The sequence below is a fragment of the Trichocoleus sp. ST-U1 genome, assembly GCF_039961835.1.
Taxonomy (GTDB): Bacteria; Cyanobacteriota; Cyanobacteriia; order Cyanobacteriales; family FACHB-T130; genus FACHB-T130.
Map to the genome: position 1 here is coordinate 14,435 of NZ_JAMPJZ010000025.1, position 26,874 is coordinate 41,308.

The window sequence follows — 26,874 nt, forward strand, 5'->3', positions numbered from 1 at the left end:
ACATCAACGGATCTAAAACCGTACCACGAACCAGCCGATTAAACAGCTAAAGCGTGGATGTCTAATTCACAGACCCAACTCCTGAAACCCTTGTAAAATCGTAGTTTTTTCCGGTGCCGTTACCCAACAGAGCGCACCAGCGCAATAAATTTCGGAACCTCACCCCAACCCCTCGACCTCCACGGAGAGGGGAGAATATTCAACCCCTCCTCGTTTACGGGGAGGGGCAGGGGTGGGGTTCAACCGTACTGCACCCAAATGAGAATTGCCGCCATGAATACCGACTATTCCTTTAGGCAATACACAATAATCGGGTGGGGTTGCCCCTTTACCTGCTGGGGAGGCAATTCTTGAGTCGAAATCGTCGAGGGTAATTGCTGATGAGTCGCCGCACTCAGCAGCAACGGTGTTCCAAGTTCTTTGGTCAAAGATTCGATCCGCGAGGCGACGTTCACCGGATCTCCGATCGCAGTGTACTCCAATCGCTGGGGTGAGCCGATACTGCCTAACACCACAGATCCCGTATGAATGCCAATTCCCATTGCTAAAGGAGCTTGTCCCTGTTTTGCTAAGTCGCTATTAATCGATTGCAGGCTGGCGAGCATTTTTTGAGCCGCTGCAACAGCCTTGGTAGCATGATTGTGGGGATCATCTCCGACGCCAAACAGCGCCATAAATCCATCCCCTAAGAATTTGTTTACCATTCCCCCATGTTCCTGCTCAACAATTTTTACCATTTCAGTCAGGAACAAGTTCAGCATCGCCACGACTTGCTGGGGAGAGGAAACCGCACTCCGGGCTGTAAAGTTGCGGATATCGGCAAACATAATTGTTAATTCCTGCTCGACGCCGCCCAAGCTGGGATCGCGCTGGAGAATCTGTTGGGCAGCGGTTTGACCGACATGACGACCAAAGGTTTCTTGCAAGCGTTGTTTGTCTCGCAACTCCTCAATCATGTCGTTAAAATCATCAATTAAAGGGCCAAATTCATCGGCTCGCAGCAATTTAATGTGGATATTAAGGTTCCCAGATGCTACCATCCGAGCCGCCTGTTGTAGCTCCTCTACGGGTTCAACGACTAATTGACCGACCATCAAAGCACTGCTAAACCCGAAGACCATACCCAACACCCCGACGGCGATGGTAAACCAGGGATCGGGCGTTGCGGATGAACTAGCGGTCAAGCTTAAAAGTAATAGCGAAGCAATCGGACATACCCCAGCAGATATTGCCCACACGAGTCCTCGTTGCCGCAGCGAGAGGGGGAAAGCCCCCGGTGTTTCCGCCGGGTGAGCTTCTTGAAACAGCAACGGGTACAACAGTCGCTGGGTAAACAGCTCAACGATAAAAAAACCTTGAGGGATGGCAATCAGCGCTGCAACGATCACCGAAATCGACAGGTGCAAGAATACGCGCCGGTCGAGCGTTCCCGGAGCATAATGCAGGGCGAGTAGAAATACGGGAATGCACAACAGCCAACCGATTCCCGCCAGAAGCATTCCCCACCACGGCAGATTAATCGCGAGTTGTCTGGCTTTAATCAGATGCTCGGCTCTTAAGGTTTGCTGGTGCAGGATCTGCTGTAAAGGTCGTTGTAGCGACAGCACGAGCTGCACCCAGAGGGACAGAGCGACTGGGTAGACGACAACGTTGTAAACCAACAGAGTATTGACAAAGACTCTATTCTGCGCGGGAGTCAGCAGCGATTGAATCTGGGTCAGGTTGTACCAGATATTAAATGCACTGCCAATCAACTCGGCAGCGAGTGGCGCACAGGCAATCATCCCTAGACGATAAAGAATGAGCCAGTTTAATTGACTCCTATCAACCAATCCATAACGGGATGCCATGTCCGCCTCCTTGATTTGGCATGGTTTTACAGCGATCGCTTCCCGGCTTCTGGTTTTACCGATTCCTACGGCAGTGTGTCTTACTCATCATTGTGCGAAAAAGATAAGTATTTCAGTGATTTCTTACCACTATGCTTTACAAATTGAGCTGTTTCCGGGGCATTTTCAGATGAACTTACAAACTCAGCCAATTTTTTAGTCGGGGAGGAATTATTACCCAATGCCTCGCCTCTATGAGATGCCAAGATGAGCCAGATGCATTGCCATGTCCCAATGGCAATGCCGTGTCCCTACGCTCATTGGGATGAATCGCAATTTCACAAAAAAGCCTTCTATAAAGAAGGCAGAATCTCACTGATGAGTAAGCAGTTCTTGAGTGGTAGATAGATTTATGTATAGCGATTGTTCAAGGTGGGTTTCCAGTCGCTTTTTTGAGCGAACCTTATTTGAGGTAGCTTAAATGCGTGACATTCACTTGCGCGATCGCTTAGTAAAAAAAATGCCCTCTCATCTCTTCCGCTGAAAGGGCATCGTCTAACTGATGGGTGTGAGAAGGGTTTTCACCATGCTTCTTAAAAACAAGCATAAGTCGGCAATGTGACAGGGGTATGACAAGTAAATAGCAATGCTGCGATCGCTGTTGCTCGTCTTGCCCTCGTTCCTCTAAAACAACCAAACCGTGCTATTTACAAACTCAACGATGGACAACCAGAACCGAGCAGGGGGCATGATGGAGGACGTAATTGCTGACGCTACCGAGAACTAACTCACCAATTGCAGAACGACCCCGACGCCCCATTACGATGAGATCGGCACCCCAAGTTTGGGCTAAGTCACAGATGTTTTCACCCCGACTGCCAAGGCTTTGGGTGAATTCGGTACTAATTCCTGCCTTCGTTGCTTCATCTGCACGCGATCGCAGTAGCGCCAAGTATTGACTTTCAAATGCATCCCACTGCTGTCGATAGTCGCTTGGGACATCATCGCGTCGCCAAGGATAGTAATCCAGACCCGGCATCCCAGGAATCCCCGGACTGCCCTCTTCATTCGCAGATAGGACGTGCAATAGCATCAGACTGGCATGGAACGCTTTCGCTAAGGATACGGCTTCATCAAAGACTTGCTTGCCAATTTCAGAGCTATCCATTGCCACGAGAATTTTGTAAAACATACACACCAGTCCCAACCTGTTTTTGTTGCCAGAATGCAGCACTTCTTGACCAGCGAACCCTGGATGTTTAGCTCTCCTTGCGGTTCGGGCTATGACTACCAGTTCCTCCATTATCAGAGGTGCAGATGATACTCTTCGACCAAATTAGTCGAGACTGGGCAGGAATGCCAAAGAGCAACTGGTCTAGCGCTTTGCTTGTTTGGTAGCCGAGGACTAGCTTTCCCAACCCGGGTATCGTTGCCAATCCCAGTCGCGATCGCTATCCATAAAAAAATGCCCTCTCATTCCTTCTGCTGAGAGGACATCGTTCTTTAACTGATGGATATGTCAGAAGCAATTACCCTATGCCTACATAAAGTTTACTCATGCAAATGTGACATCAGGGTGACAAATACATAGCAATGCTGCGATCGCCAATTACCTACCGTGAAGATTGTTTAATTTGATACCGTTTTTCCCCGGAAAAGCTTGTGAAATCAGCGTCCCGCAACGATCCTCTACCTTTCCTTTAGTTGATCCCAGCCCCACTGGTAGGGTTAAACACACTTTACTAGAATTAGCAACACTAGCAGTAGTGGAGTGAAGGGGCTACACTCAAACTAGCATTGCTCGTGGCAGCACTCTTCGCGCCGAGGTCTGAAAATGGTGAACACTAGCGCGGTCGCTCTCAAACCCTGCATCTCACCCAAACTGGTTGAGCAGTTTCCGGTTGGGTGTCGAGTCAGGCGCTTGGACTTTTGTACGGAAGGGGTAGTGGTGAAATACGAGGCGGGCGATCGCATAGGCTACACAACGGATGATGGGTGGTATGATTTTCCTCATCATTCCCAGCTCCAACGGATTGATGCGGATGAGGTGGATTGGTAAATAGCACAGACTTGTCAGGGGTAGGCGAACGCTTCGCTTTGAAGACACGCGATCGCGTCTACCCAAAAGAGTCGCTCATAGCGTTTTTGCCGCCACTTTAATGGCTGAGAAATTGCTGGATGTAGCTAGCCAAACTTTGTTGTAATTGCCAGTCAGTGCTAGGAATCGGAGTTAAATAAAATCGCTGTCCTGATAAAAGCATCAGAGTAAGCCGGTAAAAGCGAATTCCTCCTAAGTTAGATTCTTCTACTTGAACCCCCGTAATCTTGTCAATTGAATAACCCGTTACTTGAGTTCCCAGCCAACCTTTTTGTTTGAGAATTACTCGATTGAGATGTTTATCAAACCGGCAAGTCTTCACCGGACTTCCAAACATCATCAAGTTAGCGCAAAAAATGCAGAACAATCCAAAAAAATCAATCGGCCAATTGGAAGAAATAAAAACGAGAAGCCCTAAAACAGCGGTAAAACTACTCAGCATCCAAATGCCAACTGGGCGTTCTCGCAGGGTGAGTAATGTAAAAGTTTGCTGAATTACCTTCATCGGTTTAGCTGTGGATGCGATCGCACCTCAAGAGCAGATTTGCTCTTGCTACTGTCATAGGCCACGCCTGACAAGAATAACCAAAACTGTTGCCACGAATCATAAAAAGCAAAAATCCCACTTCCCAACTCGACGCAAGTCGATGTCTTGACGCGCCATAAACCCATCATAAGACTGCCAACTTAAGTTGGGACAAACCTTCTCGACCAAGCCGTCTCTGGTTCCTGGGAGCGAATCAAGGAGCCACTCAGTAGTTTTTACCACCTCCTGCTAATGGGTGACCAACAAGCGGGATATTGAAATATCCAGTTGCATGAACTGAGCGTGCGAGGTGGAAGGGAGAACGCTTTGGTTAGTTTGGAATAGTCAAACACAGGAATTCCAAGAGACTTAAGCCATGCTTGCTAAAGAATCAACTCAAATATCAGTCAAACCAGCTCAACTCAATAAGCCCGTACTGCAAATAGGGAACTCTGGAGCCGCAGTAAAAGAATTACAACAACTATTAACTAAAAGGTTTGCTTATAACGGAGCTATCAACGGAAACTTTAATGGAGAAGTCGAATTTGCCGTTCTTGTTTTTCAAAATTGGATGTTTCTCAAAGAAGATGGCGTCGTGGGTCAAATGACCTGGCAGGCTCTCTACACCGGCGCTCCCGTAAATATGCCAGTGCTGAAACGAGGCGCTAAAGGTGAGATAGTCATCACGCTTCAGAGTGTACTGTCTTTATCTGGTGATTTTGATGAAGAAGTGAATGGAATCTTCGGACCCCACACTGAAGCTGCTGTGAGATCCTTTCAACTGCGTAGTGGTCTATTAGCAGACGGAATTGTGGGCGAAAAAACCTGGTACGGGTTGAGTAAGGTGCGTCAACAAATCGGGGGGTGTTGAGCCGGTTGCGTGGATACGCTTTTCAATACTTGCACATTTCAAGCGATCGCTAGCCGTAGATTTTGACCTGGTGACGCCACCGGCTGAATTCTACCAAACCGCTCTCCTGCTTGCGAATGTGATGCACCTCACACTCACCATCCGAGGTGCATCACGAGGGGTTCCAAAGTTCTGTCACCTAAATCTTTTTAAACAATCACTTTTGCTTGCGGGTTGAATCACGATTCGCCATAGTATTTTCACCGATATTTAGGGCATTAAGTTCCCGTGCCCTAATGATGATCCCACCGAGTCAACCCCAACCCTCAGTAACATCCAACGTCCTTGATACTGACGTTAAAGAAGTTCCCAGCCAATATAAAGGCTGGTCAATTAGTACAAAAGTGATTGATGGAAAGCTATGGTTGCGTTGGCAACATCCCCAAGAATCCTTCCCCCGGTTTGGGTGTCCTGTAAACGAAGCTGGCCTTGCTTCAACCATTGGTCATGTGCGATTCCTCATCGATCTCGCCATCAAGTTGGAGTCAGGAGTGCCCGCGAGAAAGCCTTTGACATCAAATGACTCAAATGTCTCCGACCGGATAGAGCGATCGCTTTTTCGGGTTGATTATATGGATGGGGATTCACCACTTGCATTTGTAGGCTGAATTTCACTGACAATTTCATAGAAAGCAGTGGTCGGCGCTTCCTCAAACAAAGGATTCATCTGATTTAAGATGGCTTGGTATGCCTCGCTTTGATTGGCTTGCATATCTTCGATACTCTCCCAAAGAATAATAGCGATTCCTCGGTCAGTCCCCGGTTCTTGCAGTAAGTACGACCCCTTAAAGCCGTGCGTGTACGTTGAGACAGCTTTTTCATAGAGTTGCTCAGCCTCATCAAATTTGCCAGGTTTGAATTCTCCAATCGCAACATAGGCAAATTTGTGCTTTAAAAAATCTTGAAACTCTGTCATGGTTTCCTCCTAGAAGCTGGGGTTATCGCGGTTTTGTCGGGGCTAAGCCTACGGTACGCTAATGGGTTGAAGGGAGAACCGCTTGATTGATGCGATCTGCTGAAAGCAGCAGCGCTTCGCTATCGCGCCCTTCATCCTCGATCATTGATCGGGAATTTGCTTGATGTAGGCTTCGGTATAAAGGGTTAAACTACCCTCTTGTACATCCATCTCCTTAATGCGGATTGCCATCCCTTGGAGGTCAAAATAGGGCAAGTTTGCCAGTTCTCCTAACTTCTCCATCAAGGCGATCGTGAGTTCCAGTGAAATGCCTTGTCCAGGATTACAGCTAAACCCCTCCAACAAGATTGGCGTTGAAGAAGTGCGCGGACGCACTACGGCGGCGAAACCGACTTGTCGAGCCTTATCCACGTCATGCAGTAGCATTTTTCCACTGAATTCCATCTTGCCCTCACCCGGCAGATGCATTTCCAGTTCTTGCGGTTCCAAGGTCACGATTTGACCATCTGCATTCAACTCCATGCTTTGAAACTTGCTGCGGATGTAGTCTGAGTTTAAAGCGCGGTTGATATCTTGTTCGGTGAGGACAACACGGGCAGTCGCGTCTAGCGGATGGTTCAGCTTAATCTGACCGAATATCGCGTCAAAGAGATTGATCGCAATATTATCGGCGTGCAATTCCATTTCCTGCACGCGAATATCTTTCTGAATCGCCAGACCCCGACCTTCAACCGAAACTGAATTAGCCTTTCCTTGAGCCATCTTCAGCAAATCGGTTCGGACATCTACATTGATGTTCTCTACGCTATCCATCTGGCTAGATAACCCCATTTCGACAGCCTGGGAGAGGGCCTGCTCCTCTAGGCGTGGCTCGTCTGTCATAGTGCTTAATCTCAAGAAGTGTGCTGATACTGGTTACTCTAGACGCTCATCACTCAGCAGCGTATCTGCATCTCGGAATAAACAAAATGTAATAAATCATCTAGTCCAATATTTTTTGGCTCAGGCAAACCTAACCCCCAACCCGTTCCTATGCAGGGAACGGGAGCCAGAGCCATTTTCACAGTTCCTCTGGGCATTGCAGAGGAGTTAGGGGTTGGGTCAAAAGCCCCATCCATTCCCGATCTCAAAGTATTGCCTACCTGCTTATCAGTCTAAATGTGTCGTTTCTGGAGACAAGATAAGCCATGAATCTGGGCTGTAGTTCGTTGTTGAAGGATTTTGACAGATATGAAAAAGCGCCTGGGAGTCTTGCCGTGTTTCGACCCCAGACGCTTTTTCTTCTAAACTTGCTCCTCACACAACTAAAGAATATCGCTTGTTCAATCGAGCTAATACTCTACTACGTGACACTTGATCAACTGACACGCGCTAGATAAAAATCTTTACATTATGGTTAATGAGCGCCCAGACGGAGGAAAATCGCTCGGCGGCTACAATATTAAGCTGGTCTCTGGGCGATCGCTCTTTTGTAACGTGACACACCCAATACATTCCAGGTTGCCGAAGCGTCGGTCATCTTTACAATCCCCGATCGAGATTCATTCAGAACAACCCACGCCATCCCTGAGTATCAGACCCGATTTAGGAATTTTAGGTGTATTCAATTTGAAGGAAAACCGCGAGAACTCCGAGAATTGCCACCCCAACAATGGTTTCCCGTTGCTCATCCCAAAGACGGCGCAAGCCATAAAAAACATAGGTAAACGCTGCACGGCGTTCTCGTCCGAGTTCAGCCATGAGCAATTGAACTTTAGCATCTACCTCTTCAATCGAGACTTCGCCCTTTTCATAGGCAGCTTCTAACTGATCTAATTTGCGCCAATATTCTTTGGTTGCTTCAAACAGGTTAGGCATCATAACTTAAAGGTGTATTCTTTTATTGTTAACTTATGTGAATTAAGCTAACGCGCCTGTCTGGGTGGTTGTGTCTATAAAGGGGTAGAACCCGATTGTCTATAAATAGGTAGAACCCTGGTTGCGTGAGTCTTCAAATCCCTAAATGGGAGAGTCCTTCGGCGGGAAGCGATCGCTTCTCTTATTGGCTGACCAGATGCAGCTTCTGGCGATCTGAGATCGCGGTAAACTCAGATGTTGCACCCGATTCCTTTTTTCTAACTTCCGGAGTTAATTACCTTGGGCATAGAACTACGCAGTTACGTATTTCTAGACAGCTTGCAGCCTCAGCACGCAGCTTACATGGGGACGGTAGCACTAGGGTTCTTGCCATTGCCAGGAGATACGTCGCTGTGGATTGAAATCTCACCGGGCATTGAAATTAACCGGATTACTGATGTCGCCCTCAAAGCTGCCTCTGTACGTCCAGGGGTGCAGGTGGTCGAACGACTATACGGGCTACTAGAAGTGCATTCCAGCCGCCAAGGGGAGACGCGGGCGGCGGGTAAAGCCATTTTGGAGGCGCTGGGAGTGCATCGAAATGAATGTCTCAAGCCGCACGTCGTTTCTAGCCAGATTATCCGCAACATTGATGCTCACCAAACGCAGCTGATCAATCGCACGCGGCGAGGACAGCTACTTCTGGCAGGGCAAACGCTTTATGTATTAGAAGTTCAACCTGCTGCTTATGCAGCACTGGCGGCGAATGCGGCGGAGAAAGCGGCGGCAATTAACATCTTGGAAGTGCAAGCTGTGGGAAGCTTCGGACGCCTCTATTTGGGCGGAGCAGAACAGGATATTCTGGCGGGTTCTGCGGCAGCGTTGGTGGCGCTAGAAGGCGTGCCTGGTCGTGAAAATCCTGCTAGTTGGCGTCAAGAATAGCGAAAGGATGGGGATGACGAGGGAGAGAAGGGGAATGCGATCGCTCTTTACAAATGGGCGATCGCTTGCTTTCAAAGAAAGCCACTTCAGATTAAAGTCAATGCGTTAGCACTGGTGGGTTAAGCAAAGGAAATCTAAATGGCAAATCTAGAGCATCTTGCACTACTTCAGAACGGTGCAGTGAAATGGATTGAGTGGAGAAGAAAAAACCGACAAATAGAACCCGATTTGAGCGAAGCCAACCTCAGAGGGGTCAACCTCAGAGGCGCAATCCTCACAGGCGCTAACCTGAGAAGGGCGGATCTGTGCAATAGTTTACTCATCGCCGCTAACCTCAGCCAGGCTACCCTCAGCGATGCAAATCTCCACTCCGCTTCCCTAATGGAGGCAAACCTGAGTGAAGCGAACCTCAGCATTGCGAACCTCAGCATTGCCAACCTCAGCGATGCCGATCTGGGCGATGCGAACCTGATCGGGGCTGACCTCAGAGGAGCTAACCTAAGAAGAGCGAATCTAACTAACGCGAACCTGATCGGCACCGATCTCAGAAGCGCTAATCTTCACAAAGCCGATCTCGGTGCAGCAAAGCTGGCTAGAACGAACCTCAGCGAAGCTAACTTGATGGCAGCGAACCTAATAGCCGTCGATCTCAGTAATGCTAATCTTTACGACGCTGAACTACTAGGAGCTTACCTTTACAAAGCTGACCTACACAAAGCAAACTTAATCGAGGCTCACTTCAATGGTGCTTATCTCTTTAGGTCTAACTTGAGCGAAGCGAACCTGACTCAGGCTGATTTCAGATGGACTAACCTCAGCAAATCGAACCTCTCCGGCGCTAATTTGAACAAAGCGAACTTGAGGGGTGCTAATCTCACCGGCGCTAACCTCACTGCGGCGAATCTTACCGGCGCTAACCTCACCGGCGTTAACCTGACGCGGACGATACTCCAAAAAGCAATCATGCCTGATGGCACAATTCACCCTTAGCTGGCAATTAAATTTTGGGTTGTAGAAATGCGATTCATGGCTTCTTTCCGCCAGACCCTTCAAAAATCCCAAATCTAAAATCCTAAATTAGTCTAACTCATGAAAAAACTGATTGTAATTACAGGGGTAAGTCGGGGTCTCGGTCTTGCCATGACTGAAAAATTTATTGAGCAAGGTCATACAGTTTGTGGGTGCGCCCGTTCCACAGAAGCAACACAGAAACTTGAGCGAAAATTTGGAACGCCCTATCATTTTCCCAGCGTAGATGTTGCGGATGAATATCAAGTAAAAACCTGGCTGAGCAACTTTTAAATAACTACTCATCCCCTGATTTATTAATTAATAATGCCGCATTAATCAATCAACCCGCCCCGCTTTGGAAAGTTGATAGCACGGAATTTTCTCGACTCATTGATGTCAATATTAAAGGAGTCGTGAATGTAATCCGCTCCTTTGTTCCAGCTATGATTAAAAAGAACAATGGCATCATTGTCAACTTGAGTTCAACTTGGGGTCGCTCCACCTCGCCTGAATTTGCACCTTACTGTGCTTCCAAGTGGGCAATTGAAGGATTAACTCAGTCGTTGGCTCAAGAATTACCTTCGGGAATGGCGGCGATTCCCCTCAACCCAGGCATTATTCATACCGATATGTTAGAGACTTGTTTTGGAGAAGAAGCGGCTGCTTACACAGCGGTGAAAGATTGGGTTAAAAAAGCGGTGCCATTTTTATTGCAAATGGCACCAAAAGACAATGGTGTGCCGCTGACAGTTCCTTCATAACCTTCCTATGCGGTTAATCTATGAACGAGAATTAAAGACAGAAATAAACTTTACTTCTCTTTGTACTATATGGGTTCTCACGTGAGTGCAATATACACTCGGAACCTCACCCCAAACCCCTCTCCGTGAACGGAGCGGGGCTTTGAATATGGCTCCCCTTCCTTTATAGGGAAGGGGCTGTTCTTGTCAGGTCTGGGAGCGCTTTGATGAGCAAAACAAGTCACTTGTGTGTAGACCGTAGCTCTTTAAAGGAAAGGGGGTGGGGAGGAGGTTCTCTGTGAGGAAACAAATCAACTCAAGCCGTCTGTAATTCAAGGCTTGGATAGTCGATATATCCCTTCTCATCGCCACCATAAAAGGTGGAGCGATCTGGCTTATTTAGGGAAGTATTGAGTGCAAAACGTTCTGGTAAATCTGGATTAGCAATATACAGTCTTCCATAAGCCACCAAATCTGCATTGCCAGAAGCCAAAACAGCATTCCCTAAGTCGCGGTCATATCCTCCTGCGGCGATTAAAGTCCCTTTGAAGATAGGACGGAAGTATTCGGTAAACAAGCCTCCTGTAGAGTTATCGAGGCTAGTATTGCCATCGGTTCTTGGCTCAACGATGTGGAGATAAGCGAGGTTGAAACGGTTGAGTGAATCGGCTACATAACTGAACAAAGCAGATGGATTGGAGTCAGACATACTGTTGAAAGTACCGCTTGGGGAGAGGCGAATTCCTACCCGTTGTCCACCCCAAACACTGACGACTGCTTCAGTCACTTCCATCAAAAGTCGGGCGCGGTTCTCAATTGAACCGCCATATTGGTCGGTTCGTTTGTTCGTCCCATCCTCAAGAAACTGGTCAAGGAGATAACCGTTGGCACTATGAATTTCAACCCCGTCAAATCCAGCAGCTAAGGCATTTTCTGCCCCTTTGCGGTATTGTTCGACGATTCCTGGAATCTCTTCAGTTTCTAGGGCACGAGGCGTGACGAAGGGTTTTGGCCCTTCAAGAGTGATTGCTTCACCTTCTGGTGCGATCGCGCTGGGCGCTACTGGCAGTTCTCCTCCTGGTTGCAGTAATGGGTGAGAAATCCGCCCAACGTGCCACAACTGTAAGAAAATCCGCCCCCCACGAGCATGAACTGCATCTGTCACCAGTTGCCATCCTGCCACCTGTTCTGCTGAGTGAATGCCTGGGGTATTCGCATATCCCTGTCCTTGAGGCGATACTTGAGTGGCTTCTGCGATAATTAACCCCGCCGATGCCCGTTGTGCATAATAAGTCGCATTCATCGCTCTAGGAACATTTCCCGCTCCCGCACGCATCCGGGTTAAGGGAGCCATCACGATTCGATTGGGAAGTTCTAAAGAACCCAGCTGAACAGTTGAGAAAAGATTGATATTCTCGCTCATTGACTTAATCTCCATTGGAATGACATTACAGTTTTGATTGCACAACGCAGACATCAGGAACTCTAGCTAGCTAGTGTATGAGCAGTGCGGATAAGAGTTACCCGCACCGCCAACAAACTAGATAGTTAGTTAATCGCTACTGGCTTTGTGGTTAAGTTGTTCTGTGGAAGTAAAGCTTGAAGCTTGTCAGACAGCACTTCCAAAGGAGCTACGCCAGTGGTTCGATCCACCACCACACCATCTTTGAAGAACAGCAGCGTTGGCACGGCTTGGATGTTGTATTGTGTAGCGATGTGTCCATAGGCGTCAATATTCAGCTTGCCAACCTTAGCAATTCCTTCAAAATTGGCAGCTAATTCTGCAACTAATGGGTTGAGCATCCGGCAAGGACCACACCAAGCCGCCCAGAAATCTACCACAACTGGAACTGAACTTGCGAGGACTTCGGTTTCAAAGTTGTCTTCGGTCAAGGTGACATATTTCGCGTTGTCTGACATGGTTTCCAGCCTCCTTCAGGCTGTAGATCAAGGTGAGGAGAGTATCAGCAGCTGTTGCAGAAAGCGCATTGCATCATTTCATGCGATCGCATCCACTCAACTCGCTGCTAAAAGTTACCAATCTGGTTTCAATCCCCTAAAGGGTTTAGTAGTTAAACAACCATTTGACTAAATACTAGAACAATCTTTCCCCAATAGTCAAGTGGTTGTTTAACTATTTCAATACTGAACGCCAAGACGTAAAATAGAAGTAAGACGGTGAGTTTTCGCCAACGGCATACATCTACGTCAGACACGCCTATACCGTCGTTCAACCTTCTTTTAGTGTTGACATCAGGAGTAATGCAGAGTCTTGTTGGGGCTTTCTCGTGGCTTCTTTTAGTAACCCCTACTTCCCATGATCGATAACAACCATAGCGTTCAACTGCCCTCTGCGTCTCAAGCTGCCGTTCAAGACATAGAACTTCGGGCTAAAATCTTTGCAGCTCTCTCCGATCCAACACGTTTGAGGATTGTGGAGATGTTAGCTTCTTGTGAGGAAATGAGCGGCAGCGAAATAGCCAATTATTTAGGGATTAGTTTAGCTCTTTTCTGTCACCATTCCAAGACACTGGCGGAAGCAGGATTAATCCAGATCCGAAAAGAAGGTCAAACCAAGTACAACTCGCTGAAACGGGAGTTACTGTTTGATTGCTTCGCCAGTTTTACACCCAAACAGCTAGAAACAACCACAGTTGAAAATAATTCTAGATCCAACTAACCGCTGTATGTTGATGATTTTGCAAGGAATATAGGTTTTCCTTGCGTACTTAAGCGTAGTCGTGAACTTTTCCGTCAGGCATTCTGGCTTCAGTTAAGACAGCTTCACTGAGGTTGGTTTCAATTAAACTTGCTTGCGTTAAATTTGCCCTGAGTAAAATAGCTTTACTTAGGTTTGTTCCTAGTAAAATTGCCCCAGTAAGGATGGCACCCATTAGCTTGGCTTTAGATAAGTTGGCGTATCTCAGGTTTGTTTGGTTCAGGTTTGCCTCACCTAACACGGCTTCTTCCAAATTTGCCCCTTTCAAATTTGCTCTGGTTAGATTTGCTCCCCGAAGATTTACCTTACTTAAATTCGCTGCCCCCAAGTTAGCTTCAGTGAGGTCTGCTTGACGTAAGTTTGCCCCTGTTAAGTCTGCTTCGCTGAAATTGACTCCGCGCAAATCTGACCCTCTCAAGTTCGCCAAACATAGATTCGCTTTGCTAAAATTTGCTTCATTTAAGCAGACAAAAGCTAATTTTGCCTTATATAAATCTGCTTTTCTAAAGTTCCTTTTTCCGGCTGTATATAGCTGTACAATGTTTTTGAAATTCATCGTGAATAACTCCTATTTTCTTATGACTAAGACTCGCCAAAGGCGGGATAATGCGTCAACCCACCGTCAAAAAACCGAGTTTGGCTTGTGATGTAGGTAGCTTAGTCAGATGCCAAAAATGCCACCGATGCTGCCATTTATTCCGGCGGACTTGCCCGAAACCTTGGGATATAAACTTTCTACCTCAGCCTTTGCTTCTAAGTCATGTAGATGCGCGTAACTGTGGCACCCAGCCCCATAGCATTGACCCCAATACCTTTAGTATTTCGGCGCAATCGCATAAAATTTTCTATGCCGCCTTTCTGGCAGTAAAACCAACCTATTCTGGCTTAAGGATAATTTCGTGAACGCTGGAAATGGTGAGAATAACAGCACTCCTATTCTGTTTTAGAAAGTGTTTAATCGCTTAGGGGCGCTTATCGGTGCGCCCCTAAATAAGCGCCCCTAAGATTAATTTTTTGGAATTCGCCAACAGCATCTTAAAAGGGAGGCTAACTTCTCCCTTTTAAGATGCTGTTAGGGGAGCTGTTGCAGATTATTGGTGAAATAGTATCAGCAAGATTAGTTCGACTGGATGGAACTTGCAACAGGATATCCCGGTTATTTCAAATTATCCGGGACAGTTTCAGGCACAACCCAGGAGTAAATAGTATGCTGGCGACCGGGGCTACTTTCTACCTGCACTACTTTCTCAGGTTTCCATTCACCCATGTCGTAGTTGTGCGAAACAATGCGAGTGCCTGGTTTAAGTTCCTTGAGTAGCTTCGGTCGCAGCCGCAAGTTCACCTCAGGAAGCAAGTAAAGTGTCACCACCGTGGCATCGCTGAGGTCAGTGGCGAATAAATCTTGTTGTAAAAACCGCACGCGATCGCTTACACCCGATTTTTGGGCATTTTCTCGACTTTCTTGAACCAGCTGCGGATTGATATCTACACCAGTTCCGCGAGTGCCAAATTGTTTTGCAGCGGTAATCACGATTCGTCCATCACCACTACCGAGGTCGTAGAGTACATCGTTCCCTTTTACCTGCCCCTGTTTGAGCATTTCGGCGACGACGACTTCGGGGGTTGGTACAAAGGGCACATCCGCTGGCTGTTGTTGGGTTTGAACGTCGGTTGCGGGTGCTTCGACTTGAACACTCGGTGCGGTCGGTGCGGTGGGCGCTTGGGCTTGAAGATCGGGTTGAGTTTGTGCCTCAAACTGGCGTTGTTGGGTGCAGCCTGCGAACAAGAAGCTACCCGCACTCAAACTAGCAACCAGCAACAGCTTAATTTGTTGTAATTGCATTGCATCTTCTCCTTTTGAGTTGTTAACGTTTTGCTCAAATTTGCCGACGACGAGATAACAGCAATAGCGGTGCGCCAGCGATCGCGACAGCCACTCCGACAAGCGCCCCAATCCCTGTATAGGCAACGCTGGAGTAGAGTAAATAAGCACAGATTGCACAAAAAAGTAGGGGCGTTAGAGGATAGAGAGGGACGCGGAAGGGTCGCACTACTTGCGGTTCTCGAACTCGTAACACTAACAGCGAGATACCCGATAGCAGGAAGAAGAACCAGAACACCGGCGCAGTGTAGTCCACCATCGTTTTAAAGCCTTCGCGGGTGAGAGTTCCCAGAAACACGAGGGCTAACGCGATCGCACCCTGCACTAGCAAGGCATTGGCTGGCGTACTGGCGCGATGGTGCCAGCGTCCGAGGAAGCTGAACAAGGAAAAATCTTGTCCGAGGGCGTAATTGGTACGTGCGCCGGTGAAAATCGTGGCGTTGATCGCACCCAAGGTAGAAATGGCAATCAGGAAGCTGATAAACCAAGCACCGGGTTCGCCAACTGCACGACGCATCAAATCCGCTGCTACGGCTTCTGAGGCTGCCATGTTCGCCAATCCTAAACCGTGGATGTACGCGAAGTTTATCGCTAAGTAAATTGTCGTGATGATGCCGATACTCACTAGCAGCGATCGCACCATGTTTCGGTTGACGTTGCGTAACTCGGCTGAGATATAAGCCGCTTCATTCCAGCCGCCATAGGACAACAGCACGAAAAGCATTGCCATCCCAAAGTTTGTTTGGGATGTTGCTGGTGCAGCAGGCACCTCCGGGAGACTGGGAACGGCAAAGGCTAAACCCCCAATTACCACCAACAGCAAGCCACCCACTTTGGCGACTGTTAGCCAATTCTGCGCCCACTTTCCTTGCTGAACGCCGATGATATTTAAACCTGTCAACAGGGCGATCGCAATCCCTGCGTAAAGTGAGGATGAATAATTCCCAAGGCGCAGTAATTGCGAGGCATAGTCTCCGAATACGAACGCCAACAGGGCAATCGAACCTGTTTGAATCACCGTCATTCGCGCCCAAGCAAAAAAGAAGGCGATGTTTTTGCCGAAGGCACGCATCAAGTAATAGTAATTGCCCCCAGCGTGAGGATATGCCGTTGCCAATTCTGCGTAGCACAATGCGCCGACTAAGGACATCCCGCCACCCAGAATCCACAGGGAAAGTGCAACCGCTTCACTCCCAGAAGCAGCGGCGACTAGGGATGGTGTCTCGAAAATTCCGGCACCAATCACGATACCGACAATTAGAGCGATCGCGTCTACGAAAGCCAGCGCTGGCTTGGGTGCTGCTGTTTTGCTTACCGCGAAGACTTGATTTGGGAGACTGTCGTTTACCCGTCTGCTCATTCTGGCACCTTCACCGTTGCGATCGTAATTTCTTTGAGTTGCGATGTGAAAAGATTAAAGCAAAGTCGGTTTAAAGTCCTGAGAAAGTGTAACCAACTCCGATTAATAATCCCACCTCTGTTTCATCAACAAAACCGACATTCACGCCAGCGGTTGCGGTGAATTGGGATGATAATGGAACATCGACCCCGCCCGTAATCAGTGCGCCAATAGTGCTATCGTCACCCGTTGAAATCGCCACTCCGCCTCCAATATAAGGGGCTACACGGTATCTGATTTGTTCCACTCCTTGAGAGGGGAAATCGTAAGTAAGTGGAACCAGAAAAACTGTATTATCGCCAAATAAAGCAGCGGGTCGCACAGAAAAATTCCGAGTGAGTCCAATTTTGCTAATGACTGCAAAGGCACCTTCACTCAAAGTTGTATCGCCACCCAACCCAATGTTGCCTGCAACCCCGATATAACTTGGGCCAGAGCGAGTGGCTCTACCAGGTATTACATCCACTTGAGCGATTTCCGGCGCTGTGGTTTCAGTCGTCGCTGCTTCTGGGAGTTGAGGTGTTGAAGGTTCAACAGTCAAAGCCGACGCAGACGTTTTCACCCTTTTGTCTACAATCTGCTCTGGGTTTACCGCATCGGAGGTTGCGATCGCTGTTTTCTCAGGAATTTCCTGCTTTGTCTCGCTAGAAAGGTTAGATGGAGATTGATTCGCCTCGGCTGATGCAGTGGCAGTTGGCAATTTTATTTCTGAAAAATCTTGCTCTTGAATTGTTGATTCTGTCAGTACCTTTACAACAGAATCAGGTGAACCTGAATTCGCTACATTCACTTGTTCTTGTACAAAGAAAGTTGTAACTTGGTCAGATTGAATTGGAGTCTTATTTGATTCAAAATTATGATTAGGTACTCTGGCAAACGCATCTGTCTTAGGGGTGAAGTCGTCAGTTTCAGCTTGAGCTGATAAACCACTACAAACAACAGCCAGAGCGGCAAGGCAGAGTAGAGAAGAAGTACCTCTGAACAACATCGGATTTACACTAACTCCATGAAAAAAAGTGTTGAAAACTAACTAAAGAAAAATGATTTAGGAGTGATAACCTTCTGCTCCTGCTATCTTCAGTGTTGGCAACAAATGTGACTAGAAAGTGACAGTGGGAGCATCCCGTATTTGCAAATCCCCCACAGACTGGAAGTCTGGGGCTACACAAACAAAGCCTGCCTCCGCAGGCTGAATTGATTCCGCGCAGGCGGACTTGGTTGAATAGAAGCGAAGCAACTTATGTCCCCTCTTCTTCTTGAAGGGGGGTAAGGGGGGTTGGCGTAGCCGCGATTTCCAATCGCCAGGTTATTTTTGCTACTGGAGTGGCAGCTCAATTTGAAAAGTTGATCCTTGACCGACTACACTGGTGACTTCGATCCCACCTCCATGAGCTTTGACGATTTGCTCAGCGATCGCTAATCCCAAACCAAAACCCCCTGTAGTGCGAGAGCGATCGCGATTCACCCGATAAAACCGTTCAAAAATATGCGGCAAATCAGTCGCCGCAATCCCCATCCCAGTGTCTGAAACTTGAATAATAGCCAAATGCGATCGCGTAAACAATCGCAGTTGAACTTCACCGCCCTCCAGGGTATATTTGCAAGCATTACTCAGCAGGTTCATCACCGCCAGACGGAGCAACTCTGGATCGGCCTTCACCTCCAAGCTCTCAGTCGGCAGATTACTAACAAAATTTAGATTTTTGGTGGCTGCTTGCGTTGCATAATTCTCTGCTAGCTCCTGTAGCAAAAGAGTTAGATTAATCTTTCTCAAAGATTCAGGAGATAATGACCCATCATTCCGAGCCAAAAACAGCAGATTACTCACCAGCGAATTCATTGACTTAGCAACATTCACAATCTTGTCTAGCCGAAGCCGTTGCTGTGAATGATCGTCAGACAGCAACCCGACTTGTGCATTGCTAAGAATCGCCGCCAATGGTGTCCGCAATTCATGGGAAGCATCTGCGGTGAAGCGATGCAGTTGCTCGTAAGCATGACGAATCGGTTGCATCGCTAGCCCCCCCAAAAACCACCCAGTCAGGCTAATTACCCCCAAGGTGACTGGCACCAAGAGCGTCAGAACCAGCCGCAATTCAGACAAAGCCTCTTGAGTGGATGTCAGGGAAGTCGCAACCTGGAGATAACCAATTAATACACTCTTCTCGTAGACAGGCAGCGTTACCTGACGCAGCCAACGTGCAGAGCCATTGGCAGTTTTGATGGTTTGAAATCCATCTGTCACCGTCAGCTTCTCTGGGGGAAGCGTACCAAAAAATTGCACCAATTGCCCTTTGGCATCGTACCAACGCCCATACGCCAGCCCACTATCCAACGGCTGTGGGTTATTTCCCAAAAGTGGCACATTGTCCAGCTCTACCTGCCACTGACCATTGCGACGCTCATAATTCACGCTCGCTGCCATTACCTTGGTTTGTTGGTAGAGTAATCGATCCAATGCTAAGAGCGCGTCTGCAACTTCTACGTAGTAGACGACTCCTGCAAAAATCACCAAAATACTTCCCATTGATAGGGTGAACCAGCGAGCCAGATTGCGACGGCTACGACCAAACATGGAAAAAGGCAAAGTTAAAAAGCGCCTGAAGATTTAGGGAAGCAAAGTTACACCCGAATTTGGGGCAAGACAGGCAAAAAGCAAAAGAAAGATTTATTCTGTCATTTTGATTCATTTCTCTTTTGAATTTCTTCTCTTTTTACTTTTGACTTCCCGAAGGATTGAGGCGATATCCCATGCCATAGACTGTTTCAATCCAATCTGCCGCACCGACTAACTGCAAACGCTGCCGCAGCCTCCGGACAAGGGTAGTTACGGCATTGCTCTCTGGTTCTGCACCCCACTCCCACAAGGCTTGTTCAATTTGATCGCGGGTTAAGACCTGATGAGGGTGGCGCAGGAAGTATTCTAATAGCTGAAACTCGCGGGCGGACAATTGGATAGTTGTCTGTCCCCGTTCAACAGTCAAGCTATTCAAGTGCAGTTGTAAATCTTCTATGCGGAGGATATCTCCCTGCCATAGAGGCGATCGCCTTCCCAATGCCCGCACCCGTGCCAAAAGTTCGATAATATCAGTCGGTTTAACCAGATAATCATCAGCACCTGCATCCAAACTCGTAACTTTATCCACAGTCGTGTCTTTGGCAGTCAGCATCAACACCGGCGAGGTTTTCCCTGCTTGTCGATACTGGCGACAAAGGCTCAACCCGCTGACTGTCGGCAACATCCAGTCTAAAATTAACAAGTCATAGTCTTTTTGAGAGATCAGCCATTGGGCAGTTTCCCCATCCTCAATGCCATCGACAATATGTCCGGCTTGCAACAAAGCTGCGTTTAGTGGCTCTAATTGTTCGGGGTCGTCTTCTACCAGTAAAATTCTCATAAGACGCTTTAGTGAAACCTCTTTTCCGGAGAATCGTCGATCGCGCTGCTCATAGTAGAGAAGCCTAAAGCGATCGCACGTCTTCCACCAGTCAGATTTTTATCGAGTACCGAAGAAAATCAAGAGTCAAAAGTGAATCTTCTCTTTTTATATCTTTTAAATTTTGACTTTTGATGTCGAATTTGATTGTTTTTTTCCCTTAAACTCAATTAGCTGTGAAGCTAAAATTCCTCACCTCTCCCTATGTCCTCTCCCCGTTGGTTACAAAGATTACATTTTTTAGGGCTAGAATTTTGGCTACCTCTACCCCTGCTAGGAATTATTTTTTGGGTTGGGGGTGGACTGGTAACAGACCAAGCATTAAGTCGCTCCTACGATACGGTTGATAAGCTTCAAGCTGATACACAGTTGGAAGTGCAACTTTCAGTCACCTTGCTAGTCATCAAAGCAGAAATTGACAAAGAGCAGGGATTTACCAAAGTACAGGTCAAAACGACAGATTCGACACTCAAAAAGTTAGAATTTGAGTTTCCAGTAACAGAATTCAGTCAGGTGGAAGCTGCGATCGCGCAAGAATTAGGACTGTCTGCTGAAAATGTTAGGACGCTAGTGCGTTACCAATTGAAAAACCGATCCTTCTAGACAGTTACTCTCACTCAATCCGGACTCTCTGAACCCTCTACTTCCGGTTCTCTCTCCCCGCTCAGAACCAGCCTGCGCTTACATTCTGAGCGATGCTAGCAGATGGAAAAGTACAGAATTAACAATGCTCAGCGCCAGGGAGCCAAGCAAAGCACTCCAAAAACCCCACCGTAACCGAAATCCTGTCACTAACCAAGCGGCTAAACCGAAAATAACTGCATTTAAGACAAACAGGAATAAACCAAATGACAAAAGAATGAATGGAAAGGTGAAGAACCCTAAGATGGGTTTTAAGAGAGCATTCAAAATTCCAAAAACTGCTGCGGAAATTGCGGCTTTTCCAAAAGTGTCGATTTCTACGCCAATCGGCAGCCGGGAAATAATTAAAAAACTGATAGTAGTGACTAACCAGGTGATGAGGATTCCAACCATAACCAAAACTCCTTATCATCAATCGTTTTGTTACAGGGTCGGGTAAGTTTCCATCTTCAGGGTCATCAATAAATGTGACCAGAAAGTGACAGTAACCTTGGAATTCAGAATTAACTGAATAACCAGCCTTGGAAACCAGCAAATCTCGCCGGGAAAAACCGAATTAATTGGGTTCTCCATTCCGGGAGTCCCGAACCCAATCCAAACCGTCGCGAAGAAAAACTCCTCCTTATCTTCCCCCGCTTGCGCTTGAAGTGAGAGAGTTTTAAGTAAATTTTTGTAATTGAGACGATTTGAATTTTTTGCCGGAGAAGATTCGTTTGGCGGTGGGAATTCAGGGGAGCGGTGGGTGAGCAGTGAGCTTGCGATCGCATCCTCAACTCCGGTAAACCTGGAAATCTCGCTTGTGGAGCCGCTTTTTTCTACAGAACATCCGGAGTTTTTCCGCCGTTTACATTGCTCTTGCGATCGCTATTTAAAGATTTCTGCGATCGCACATCTCAACCCAAGTGGTTGAAAGCATTACGCAAATTATCGCTCCAGCTTGCGATCGCGGTCATCTCCTGCGAATTTACCTGTTAAACCGATTGATGCTGAGGCATTGCGAGGAACGGTTCCGTAATATTCTAGGTACCGCTGATTCGTCCAGTTAAATTGGCAATTACTGCAATTAATTCAGCAGGTTCAACGGGTTTGGCAATATGGGATTGAAAGCCTGCTAAAAGCGCAGCCGTGCGGTCTTGAGTTCTAGCATAGGCGGTCAGGGCGATCGCGGAAATTCTGCCTTTATTGTTTGACTCCAAAGCTCTGACGCGACGCAACAGAGCATAACCGTCTTCATCTGGCATCCCAATATCACTGATTAATATATCTATCGGTGGTGAAGATTGGGTCAGTGCTGAGATGGCTTCGTCTGCTGAAGCGGCAGCGATGACTTCTGCCCCACAAACTTCCAGCGTGTAGGCGAGCAAATCCCGCATATCCGGGTCATCATCCACGATCAGTATCTTCAATCCCTCTAGTTGAGAGGAGCAGTCAAATGGGACACTGTCTCCCACGGTTGGATGCACCCGTTCTGGTTCAATCGCTGTTGGCCCAACGGCAAGCAGGGGTAGTTTGACGGTAAATGTTGCACCTTGTCCTTCTCCGGGGCTTTGAGCATGCACCGTTCCCCCATGCAGTTCTACCAATTGGCGAACGATCGCTAAACCCAGCCCCAATCCGCCAAAGGAACGAGTGATGGAACCATCTGCCTGACGAAAGCGCTCAAAGACGTAGGGGAGGAATTCTGCACTGATGCCTTGACCCGTATCTGCCACCACAATCTCAATATGAGAATTAATCCGTTGCAGACCAATCTGAACCCGCCCCTGTTTCGGTGTGAACTTGATCGCATTGCTGAGCAAATTCCAGACAATCTGTTGTAATCGCTCGGAGTCTCCTAAAACAGGGCCTGCTGCTGGATCGAGCACCGACTGCAAGCGAATATTCTTGGCATCAGCAGCAGGACGCACCGTATCGATTGCTGCCTGAATCGCGGGCAATAGGTCAACTGTTTGCACATTGAGGCGAATCTTGCCTGTAATGATGCGGGAAATATCCAGGAGATCGTCAACCAACTGTGCCTGGGATCTGGCATTGCGCTCTATCGTTTCCAACGCCCGATGCATCTTGGCTGCGTCTACCTTGCTAGTTCTCAGGATATTAGACCAGCCAAGGATGGCATTGAGAGGGGTTCGCAGTTCGTGGGATACGGTGGATAGAAATTCATCCTTCAATCGATTCAGCTTCTCAGCTTCTACTCGTGCTTTCTGTTCCTGCACCAGAAGTTTAGCTCGCTCTTCTTCCGCTCGTTGACGCTGCCGAATCTCTTTGGCTAATTCATCGATCTTCTTGTTCAGCAGGGTGAATCGGCTACTGGCAGATTCCTTGTTTTTCAAGCGTAAGAGAATAAGTGCCGGGGATTCAGGCGATCGCGGTCGGATGACCGCTCCTTCACAGCGACACAAGCAAGTCTCTCCATTGTTAGCATTGAAGGTTAATGAGCCAATCACCATTTCTCGACTGCTGGAACAAGCACGCAGATACTGTTTAACCTTATCAGCAGGATCGACGACCATCTCAAAGAGCATTTTCTCTTGCAGGAGCTGACGGGGTAGCCCCAGCATCTTGGAAAATGGCGGATTGGCAGCCAGAAGCTGACCATTTCCGGCAATTAGGAGCATGGGTTCGGGTAAAGGTCTAGCGAATTCGAGAAACTGTTCGGGTGTCACCCCTCGTCATCTCCCTCACTCTCTCCTTTGAAGTATTCTCTGCCGTGACTTTCTTCTGCCTCTGGGGTGGGTTTCAAATAAACAACCACACGGCATCCAGGCGCACCCATTGCGATCGTCTCTTGCAGTTCTACTTTGGCGTACCCCAGATTGTCCGCTGCAATGGAGCCAAAAACATTGGAGGTCATCATACACATAGCAGGGCGATCGATGACTTTTTCGGCAAACGGGCACGCCCGGTTCCCTAAGACAATCTTTTCATCCGTTTGTTCAATAATATAAAAGTCACCTTGGATTCGCTTCTTCAAATCTACCAAAACATCAGCAACTTGCTCTCGCGTTAGATGGGATACCTCTAGAGCCGCTTTATAGTCCCGGTCGATTTGCCTCCCCATGTTTTGACCCACGACACTAATAAACCCGGAGGCTTCCTCTAAGCCCACGACATCCTGTAATGTACCTGCCAACTCTCGAATTAAGGTACGTAAAAATATATCCCGCTCTAAAGGAATTTCGAGTCGCTTCATGGATGTTTCAGACTTAAGAGAACTATTCATAGCAATATCTCGTGAATGGGGATCGGCAGCCCTTACTCAAGGCTATAATGCCACCCGGCGAAGTGGCACTTTAATACATCTAAAGATAGATGTCTATACTGATACTACATGGTCAGACGAGCGCTCTGTGGCGAGAGGGCGATCGCTCGTCAGCTAGTAATGGACTACTACCAATCTTCATCCTCATAACGGCTTGCGCTTCACAGGCGGCAAGTAAAATATAATTCAGCATAAGTATATACCGACCGTCCGGTGCAAGCGTTTTTTATTAGATATTCAAAAGACTGGAATTGCTCGGTTTCATCACTCAATCTAGTCTACGAGGTGACAGAAAAGGACTAAAAGGAGAATGGCGATGAAAAAAGTAGCAGTATTTGGCAATGCTGGAGGCGGTAAATCAACTCTAAGCAAGAGACTATCCGAAATCACGGGTTTGCCACTTCACGTCTTGGACAAGATTCAATATCAAGTGGGGGGCACGCCAGTTCCCCATGAAGTCTATAAGCACGGCCATCAGCAAATTTTAGTTACTGACCGATGGATTATTGACGGTTTTGGTTGCAAGGAAACCGTCTGGCTGCGACTTGATGAAGCGGATACTTTGGTTTTTGTGGATCTACCAATCCATGTGCATTTTTGGTGGGTAACTAAACGAATGATCGCAGGTTTTTTTAAACCCCCTGAAGGCTGGCCTGAAAAAAGTCCAATATTAAAGAGTTCACTTAATAGCTACCGCGTACTTTGGTTATGCTACAAATATTTGACCCCCAAATATCGTGAGTATATCGAACAGGCGCAAAATACTAAAAGGGTTTATCACATCAGCTCTACCGAACAGATTTCGCAATTTTATGAATTGATTGGAAATGAGACCAACTTGGAAGATGGTACAGCTTAAGTATTATTAGACTGAAAGTTTCTGTCTAATACTCTCGCATCAGATTGATAGATTGACGAATTCCCGATCTCAGACCAAATCAGATGAATCGGTAGAAATATTCCGGATCGGATGCTAGTTCAGCGAGATAGACAGAAACTTCCTCTCAACCTAGCTTCGCTCCGCTTGGTTGGCTTCTTGCACATCTCAATCCAAGTGGTTGAAAGCAGCAAACAAATTACCGTTTCAGCTTGCGATCGCAGTCATCACCTGCGAATTAACTTTTCAAACCAGTTGATGCTGAAGCTCTGCGAGGAACGGTTTGGGAATTGAGGAGCGCGATCGCTTCGTAGGGTGGGAGCGATCGTCCGTTTGCAACACGATTGTTATAGGGCGTTTACTTGCGTGCATTAAACTAACGCATTTCCGCCATCAATTAGTAGAGTAGTTCCTGTCATGAAGCCGTTAGCCATCCCTCATTAGAGTAAAATTTCCTAGTAAATTAAGGAGATGAGTTGATTGCAGATTCGCAAAGATGACCTGACAGGTAAAAAGATTGCTGATTTTCTCCGAGAACATCTCGAAGATATGCATGAAATTACGCCGCCTGAAAGCGTTCATGCTCTTGATTTAGAGGCATTGCGATCGCCCGAAATTACTTTCTGGACGGCTTGGGAGGGTGATGAATTACTCGGATGTGGGGCACTCAAAGAACTAAATTCAAGAAGTGGTGAAGTCAAATCAATGCGTACCGCCAAGGCTCACCGTCGTAGGGGTGTCGCCTCAAAGCTTCTTGAACACATCATCAAAGAAGCTGAACGGCGTGCTTATGATTGCCTAAATTTAGAAACAGGGGCAATGCCTGAGTTCGCTCCAGCACGAGCATTGTACGCGCAGTATGGGTTCGAGTACCGAGGCCCCTTCGCTGGCTACATTGATGACCCGAACAGCATATTTATGACGAAAAAGCTTGCTTGATTCGCTTCTCGAAATTAGCGTATTTGTTGAAAATCTCGTAATGACATCTCTCTGGATTGTAAGGCGATCGCTAATCCAGTAAAAGCACGATCGCCCATCGGAATTCGTCACTCGGTTCATTGCTAACTTCAAGCGTGCGATCGCTCTCACTCATGCACCGATCCATCGGGCATGATTGCTCCCTGCAACTCTGCATCCGTCAGCACAGCGCCTGTCAAATCAGCATCTCTCAAATTTGCCTTGTGTAAAATTGCTCCTGTGAGATCGGCATAACTCAAGTCAGCTCCTCGCAAGTTGGCTGCGCTCAAATCGGTTGATTTCATTCCTTGTTGTGGCGTTCGATTTAAATGAGCGCGGCAAAGCTTTGCACCATTTAGATTTGCCCGATACAAAACAGCTCCACTTAAATTGGCGTAGCATAGGTCTGCATCGCTTAAAATCGCATGACTCAGATCCGTCGCTTGGTCGGACGTAGGACGCAAATTGGCGTCAAACAAATTGGCACGAAATAATCTGGCGCGGACTAAATTCGCACCTCCTAAGGTTGCTTTACTCAAGTTCGCTCGCTCCAGATTGGCGTAACTCAGCTCGGCACCACTCAAGTCTGCCTCTCGTAGAATGGCTCGATCCAAATCAGCTTCGCTCAAATCAGTTCCGCACAAGAGCGCTTCGCTGAGGTCTGCTTCCCGGAAGCTGGCTCGGCTAAAGTCCGTTTTACCCAATCGCGCTTGCCGTAAATCTGCCTGATTGAAGTTCACACCATGAAAGTGAGCATTCTGCAAATCAACCTCTCGCAGGTTGACCCTTTGAAAGCTTCGTTTGCCTTCGGCATACCGATTCAGGATCTCTTCAATAGTCATCTCTGTTGCCTTTAAGTGTTGCAACTGTAGGGGGTTCTCTTGAAAAGAG

Annotated in this window: 32 protein-coding genes and 1 pseudogene; 13 read left to right on the top strand and 20 right to left on the bottom strand. The window is 47.5% G+C overall.

Annotated features, from left to right (window positions below; translation table 11 throughout):
• Positions 1–284 precede the first annotated feature (284 nt).
• Complete coding sequence (locus NDA06_RS11555; protein ID WP_242037133.1) at positions 285–1,850, bottom strand: adenylate/guanylate cyclase domain-containing protein; 1,566 nt, start codon at positions 1,848–1,850, stop codon at positions 285–287.
• Between NDA06_RS11555 and NDA06_RS11560 the strand changes: the two genes are divergently transcribed.
• Entirely contained in the window at positions 1,849–2,049 is a 201-nt protein-coding gene (locus NDA06_RS11560; protein WP_190986022.1) for a hypothetical protein, read from the top strand. The two genes, NDA06_RS11555 and NDA06_RS11560, sit on opposite strands and share 2 nt — an antisense overlap.
• Before the next feature lie 495 nt (positions 2,050–2,544).
• Here the strand turns inward: NDA06_RS11560 and NDA06_RS11565 are convergent, their stop codons facing one another.
• Positions 2,545–3,021, bottom strand: a complete 477-nt coding sequence (locus tag NDA06_RS11565) for a universal stress protein (RefSeq protein ID WP_190430150.1) — start codon at positions 3,019–3,021, stop codon at positions 2,545–2,547.
• 642 nt (positions 3,022–3,663) lie between these two features.
• On the opposite strand from NDA06_RS11565, the gene NDA06_RS11570 reads away from it, so the two are divergent.
• Entirely contained in the window at positions 3,664–3,888 is a 225-nt protein-coding gene (locus NDA06_RS11570) for a hypothetical protein (RefSeq protein WP_190414545.1), read from the top strand.
• Positions 3,889–3,985: 97 nt separating this feature from the next.
• On the opposite strand, the gene NDA06_RS11575 is transcribed toward NDA06_RS11570, so the two are convergent.
• Entirely contained in the window at positions 3,986–4,432 is a 447-nt protein-coding gene (locus NDA06_RS11575) for a hypothetical protein (protein WP_190986023.1), read from the bottom strand.
• A complete protein-coding gene (locus NDA06_RS11580; RefSeq protein ID WP_190986024.1) occupies positions 4,429–4,602 on the bottom strand; it encodes a hypothetical protein in 174 nt (57 codons plus the stop codon). Before NDA06_RS11580 ends, NDA06_RS11575 begins: the two co-directional genes overlap by 4 nt.
• A 227-nt stretch (positions 4,603–4,829) precedes the next feature.
• On the opposite strand from NDA06_RS11580, the gene NDA06_RS11585 reads away from it, so the two are divergent.
• Positions 4,830–5,324, top strand: coding sequence for a peptidoglycan-binding protein (locus NDA06_RS11585; protein ID WP_190986025.1), 495 nt, complete (start codon positions 4,830–4,832; stop codon positions 5,322–5,324).
• Positions 5,325–5,599: 275 nt separating this feature from the next.
• On the top strand, positions 5,600–5,971 hold the full coding sequence (locus tag NDA06_RS11590; RefSeq protein ID WP_190672066.1) for a hypothetical protein: 372 nt from the start codon (positions 5,600–5,602) through the stop codon (positions 5,969–5,971).
• On the opposite strand, the gene NDA06_RS11595 is transcribed toward NDA06_RS11590, so the two are convergent.
• Together NDA06_RS11595 and NDA06_RS11600 are read right to left on the bottom strand one after the other, a co-directional pair.
• A complete protein-coding gene (locus NDA06_RS11595; RefSeq protein ID WP_190430564.1) occupies positions 5,932–6,279 on the bottom strand; it encodes an antibiotic biosynthesis monooxygenase in 348 nt (115 codons plus the stop codon). The genes NDA06_RS11590 and NDA06_RS11595 overlap by 40 nt on opposite strands.
• A gap of 141 nt (positions 6,280–6,420) precedes the next feature.
• Positions 6,421–7,161: a DUF2993 domain-containing protein gene (locus tag NDA06_RS11600; protein ID WP_190434754.1), complete on the bottom strand. Its 741-nt coding sequence runs from the start codon at positions 7,159–7,161 to the stop codon at positions 6,421–6,423.
• 150 nt (positions 7,162–7,311) lie between these two features.
• Between NDA06_RS11600 and NDA06_RS11605 the strand changes: the two genes are divergently transcribed.
• A complete protein-coding gene (locus NDA06_RS11605; RefSeq protein WP_277878398.1) occupies positions 7,312–7,437 on the top strand; it encodes a hypothetical protein in 126 nt (41 codons plus the stop codon).
• 283 nt (positions 7,438–7,720) lie between these two features.
• Here NDA06_RS11605 and NDA06_RS11610 read toward each other — a convergent pair whose 3' ends face one another.
• Positions 7,721–7,843: a hypothetical protein gene (locus tag NDA06_RS11610; RefSeq protein ID WP_277878399.1), complete on the bottom strand. Its 123-nt coding sequence runs from the start codon at positions 7,841–7,843 to the stop codon at positions 7,721–7,723.
• Between the two features lie 29 nt (positions 7,844–7,872).
• The gene (locus tag NDA06_RS11615) at positions 7,873–8,139 is read right to left on the bottom strand and encodes a hypothetical protein (protein WP_190414553.1); all 267 of its coding nucleotides are present in this window, start codon (positions 8,137–8,139) and stop codon (positions 7,873–7,875) included.
• 276 nt (positions 8,140–8,415) lie between these two features.
• On the opposite strand from NDA06_RS11615, the gene NDA06_RS11620 reads away from it, so the two are divergent.
• From NDA06_RS11620 to NDA06_RS11630, 3 genes and pseudogenes are all read left to right on the top strand, one after another.
• A complete protein-coding gene (locus tag NDA06_RS11620) occupies positions 8,416–9,057 on the top strand; it encodes a hypothetical protein (RefSeq protein ID WP_190414554.1) in 642 nt (213 codons plus the stop codon).
• 138 nt (positions 9,058–9,195) lie between these two features.
• Positions 9,196–10,047 carry a pentapeptide repeat-containing protein gene (locus tag NDA06_RS11625; protein WP_190986026.1) on the top strand — a complete coding sequence of 284 codons (852 nt, stop codon included), beginning with the start codon at positions 9,196–9,198 and terminating at the stop codon, positions 10,045–10,047.
• Between the two features lie 99 nt (positions 10,048–10,146).
• Positions 10,147–10,829: pseudogene (locus NDA06_RS11630) on the top strand (SDR family oxidoreductase).
• 295 nt (positions 10,830–11,124) lie between these two features.
• Here NDA06_RS11630 and NDA06_RS11635 read toward each other — a convergent pair.
• Both NDA06_RS11635 and trxA read right to left on the bottom strand, forming a co-directional pair.
• Complete coding sequence (locus tag NDA06_RS11635; RefSeq protein WP_190414556.1) at positions 11,125–12,231, bottom strand: alkene reductase; 1,107 nt, start codon at positions 12,229–12,231, stop codon at positions 11,125–11,127.
• 125 nt (positions 12,232–12,356) lie between these two features.
• Positions 12,357–12,728 (bottom strand): thioredoxin, encoded by a 372-nt coding sequence (gene trxA, locus NDA06_RS11640; protein ID WP_190414557.1) that lies wholly within the window; start codon positions 12,726–12,728, stop codon positions 12,357–12,359.
• Between the two features lie 397 nt (positions 12,729–13,125).
• On the opposite strand from trxA, the gene NDA06_RS11645 reads away from it, so the two are divergent.
• The gene (locus tag NDA06_RS11645) at positions 13,126–13,488 is read left to right on the top strand and encodes a metalloregulator ArsR/SmtB family transcription factor (protein WP_190414558.1); all 363 of its coding nucleotides are present in this window, start codon (positions 13,126–13,128) and stop codon (positions 13,486–13,488) included.
• Between the two features lie 49 nt (positions 13,489–13,537).
• On the opposite strand, the gene NDA06_RS11650 is transcribed toward NDA06_RS11645, so the two are convergent.
• The 6 genes from NDA06_RS11650 to rppA all read right to left on the bottom strand — a co-directional run bounded on the left by NDA06_RS11650 (position 13,538) and on the right by rppA (position 20,206).
• Positions 13,538–14,083 carry a pentapeptide repeat-containing protein gene (locus NDA06_RS11650; protein WP_190414559.1) on the bottom strand — a complete coding sequence of 182 codons (546 nt, stop codon included), beginning with the start codon at positions 14,081–14,083 and terminating at the stop codon, positions 13,538–13,540.
• 600 nt (positions 14,084–14,683) lie between these two features.
• On the bottom strand, positions 14,684–15,370 hold the full coding sequence (locus NDA06_RS11655; protein WP_190986027.1) for a class I SAM-dependent methyltransferase: 687 nt from the start codon (positions 15,368–15,370) through the stop codon (positions 14,684–14,686).
• Between the two features lie 34 nt (positions 15,371–15,404).
• Positions 15,405–16,769, bottom strand: coding sequence for an amino acid permease (locus NDA06_RS11660; RefSeq protein ID WP_190986028.1), 1,365 nt, complete (start codon positions 16,767–16,769; stop codon positions 15,405–15,407).
• A 70-nt stretch (positions 16,770–16,839) separates the two neighbouring features.
• A complete protein-coding gene (locus NDA06_RS11665; RefSeq protein ID WP_347276245.1) occupies positions 16,840–17,418 on the bottom strand; it encodes a hypothetical protein in 579 nt (192 codons plus the stop codon).
• A gap of 705 nt (positions 17,419–18,123) precedes the next feature.
• Positions 18,124–19,383, bottom strand: coding sequence for an ATP-binding protein (locus NDA06_RS11670; protein WP_190430572.1), 1,260 nt, complete (start codon positions 19,381–19,383; stop codon positions 18,124–18,126).
• Positions 19,384–19,522: 139 nt separating this feature from the next.
• Positions 19,523–20,206: a two-component system response regulator RppA gene (rppA, locus tag NDA06_RS11675; protein ID WP_190414564.1), complete on the bottom strand. Its 684-nt coding sequence runs from the start codon at positions 20,204–20,206 to the stop codon at positions 19,523–19,525.
• A gap of 243 nt (positions 20,207–20,449) precedes the next feature.
• On the opposite strand from rppA, the gene NDA06_RS11680 reads away from it, so the two are divergent.
• The gene (locus NDA06_RS11680; RefSeq protein WP_190434782.1) at positions 20,450–20,848 is read left to right on the top strand and encodes a hypothetical protein; all 399 of its coding nucleotides are present in this window, start codon (positions 20,450–20,452) and stop codon (positions 20,846–20,848) included.
• A 78-nt stretch (positions 20,849–20,926) separates the two neighbouring features.
• On the opposite strand, the gene NDA06_RS11685 is transcribed toward NDA06_RS11680, so the two are convergent.
• Positions 20,927–21,280, bottom strand: coding sequence for a phage holin family protein (locus tag NDA06_RS11685; RefSeq protein WP_190986029.1), 354 nt, complete (start codon positions 21,278–21,280; stop codon positions 20,927–20,929).
• 349 nt (positions 21,281–21,629) lie between these two features.
• Between NDA06_RS11685 and NDA06_RS11690 the strand changes: the two genes are divergently transcribed.
• Positions 21,630–21,797 carry a hypothetical protein gene (locus NDA06_RS11690; RefSeq protein ID WP_190685321.1) on the top strand — a complete coding sequence of 56 codons (168 nt, stop codon included), beginning with the start codon at positions 21,630–21,632 and terminating at the stop codon, positions 21,795–21,797.
• Between the two features lie 109 nt (positions 21,798–21,906).
• Here NDA06_RS11690 and NDA06_RS11695 read toward each other — a convergent pair whose 3' ends face one another.
• Both NDA06_RS11695 and NDA06_RS11700 read right to left on the bottom strand, forming a co-directional pair.
• Positions 21,907–23,553, bottom strand: coding sequence for an ATP-binding protein (locus tag NDA06_RS11695; protein ID WP_190685323.1), 1,647 nt, complete (start codon positions 23,551–23,553; stop codon positions 21,907–21,909).
• Complete coding sequence (locus NDA06_RS11700) at positions 23,550–24,110, bottom strand: methanogen output domain 1-containing protein (protein WP_190685326.1); 561 nt, start codon at positions 24,108–24,110, stop codon at positions 23,550–23,552. Before NDA06_RS11700 ends, NDA06_RS11695 begins: the two co-directional genes overlap by 4 nt.
• Positions 24,111–24,465: 355 nt before the next feature.
• Here NDA06_RS11700 and NDA06_RS11705 point away from each other — a divergent pair, with 355 nt between their 5' ends.
• Complete coding sequence (locus NDA06_RS11705) at positions 24,466–25,008, top strand: adenylate kinase (protein ID WP_190536713.1); 543 nt, start codon at positions 24,466–24,468, stop codon at positions 25,006–25,008.
• Between the two features lie 498 nt (positions 25,009–25,506).
• A complete protein-coding gene (locus NDA06_RS11710; protein WP_190986030.1) occupies positions 25,507–25,965 on the top strand; it encodes a GNAT family N-acetyltransferase in 459 nt (152 codons plus the stop codon).
• Between the two features lie 146 nt (positions 25,966–26,111).
• Here the strand turns inward: NDA06_RS11710 and NDA06_RS11715 are convergent, their stop codons facing one another.
• Positions 26,112–26,825, bottom strand: a complete 714-nt coding sequence (locus tag NDA06_RS11715) for a pentapeptide repeat-containing protein (RefSeq protein WP_190416069.1) — start codon at positions 26,823–26,825, stop codon at positions 26,112–26,114.
• Between the last annotated feature and the right edge of the window lie 49 nt (positions 26,826–26,874).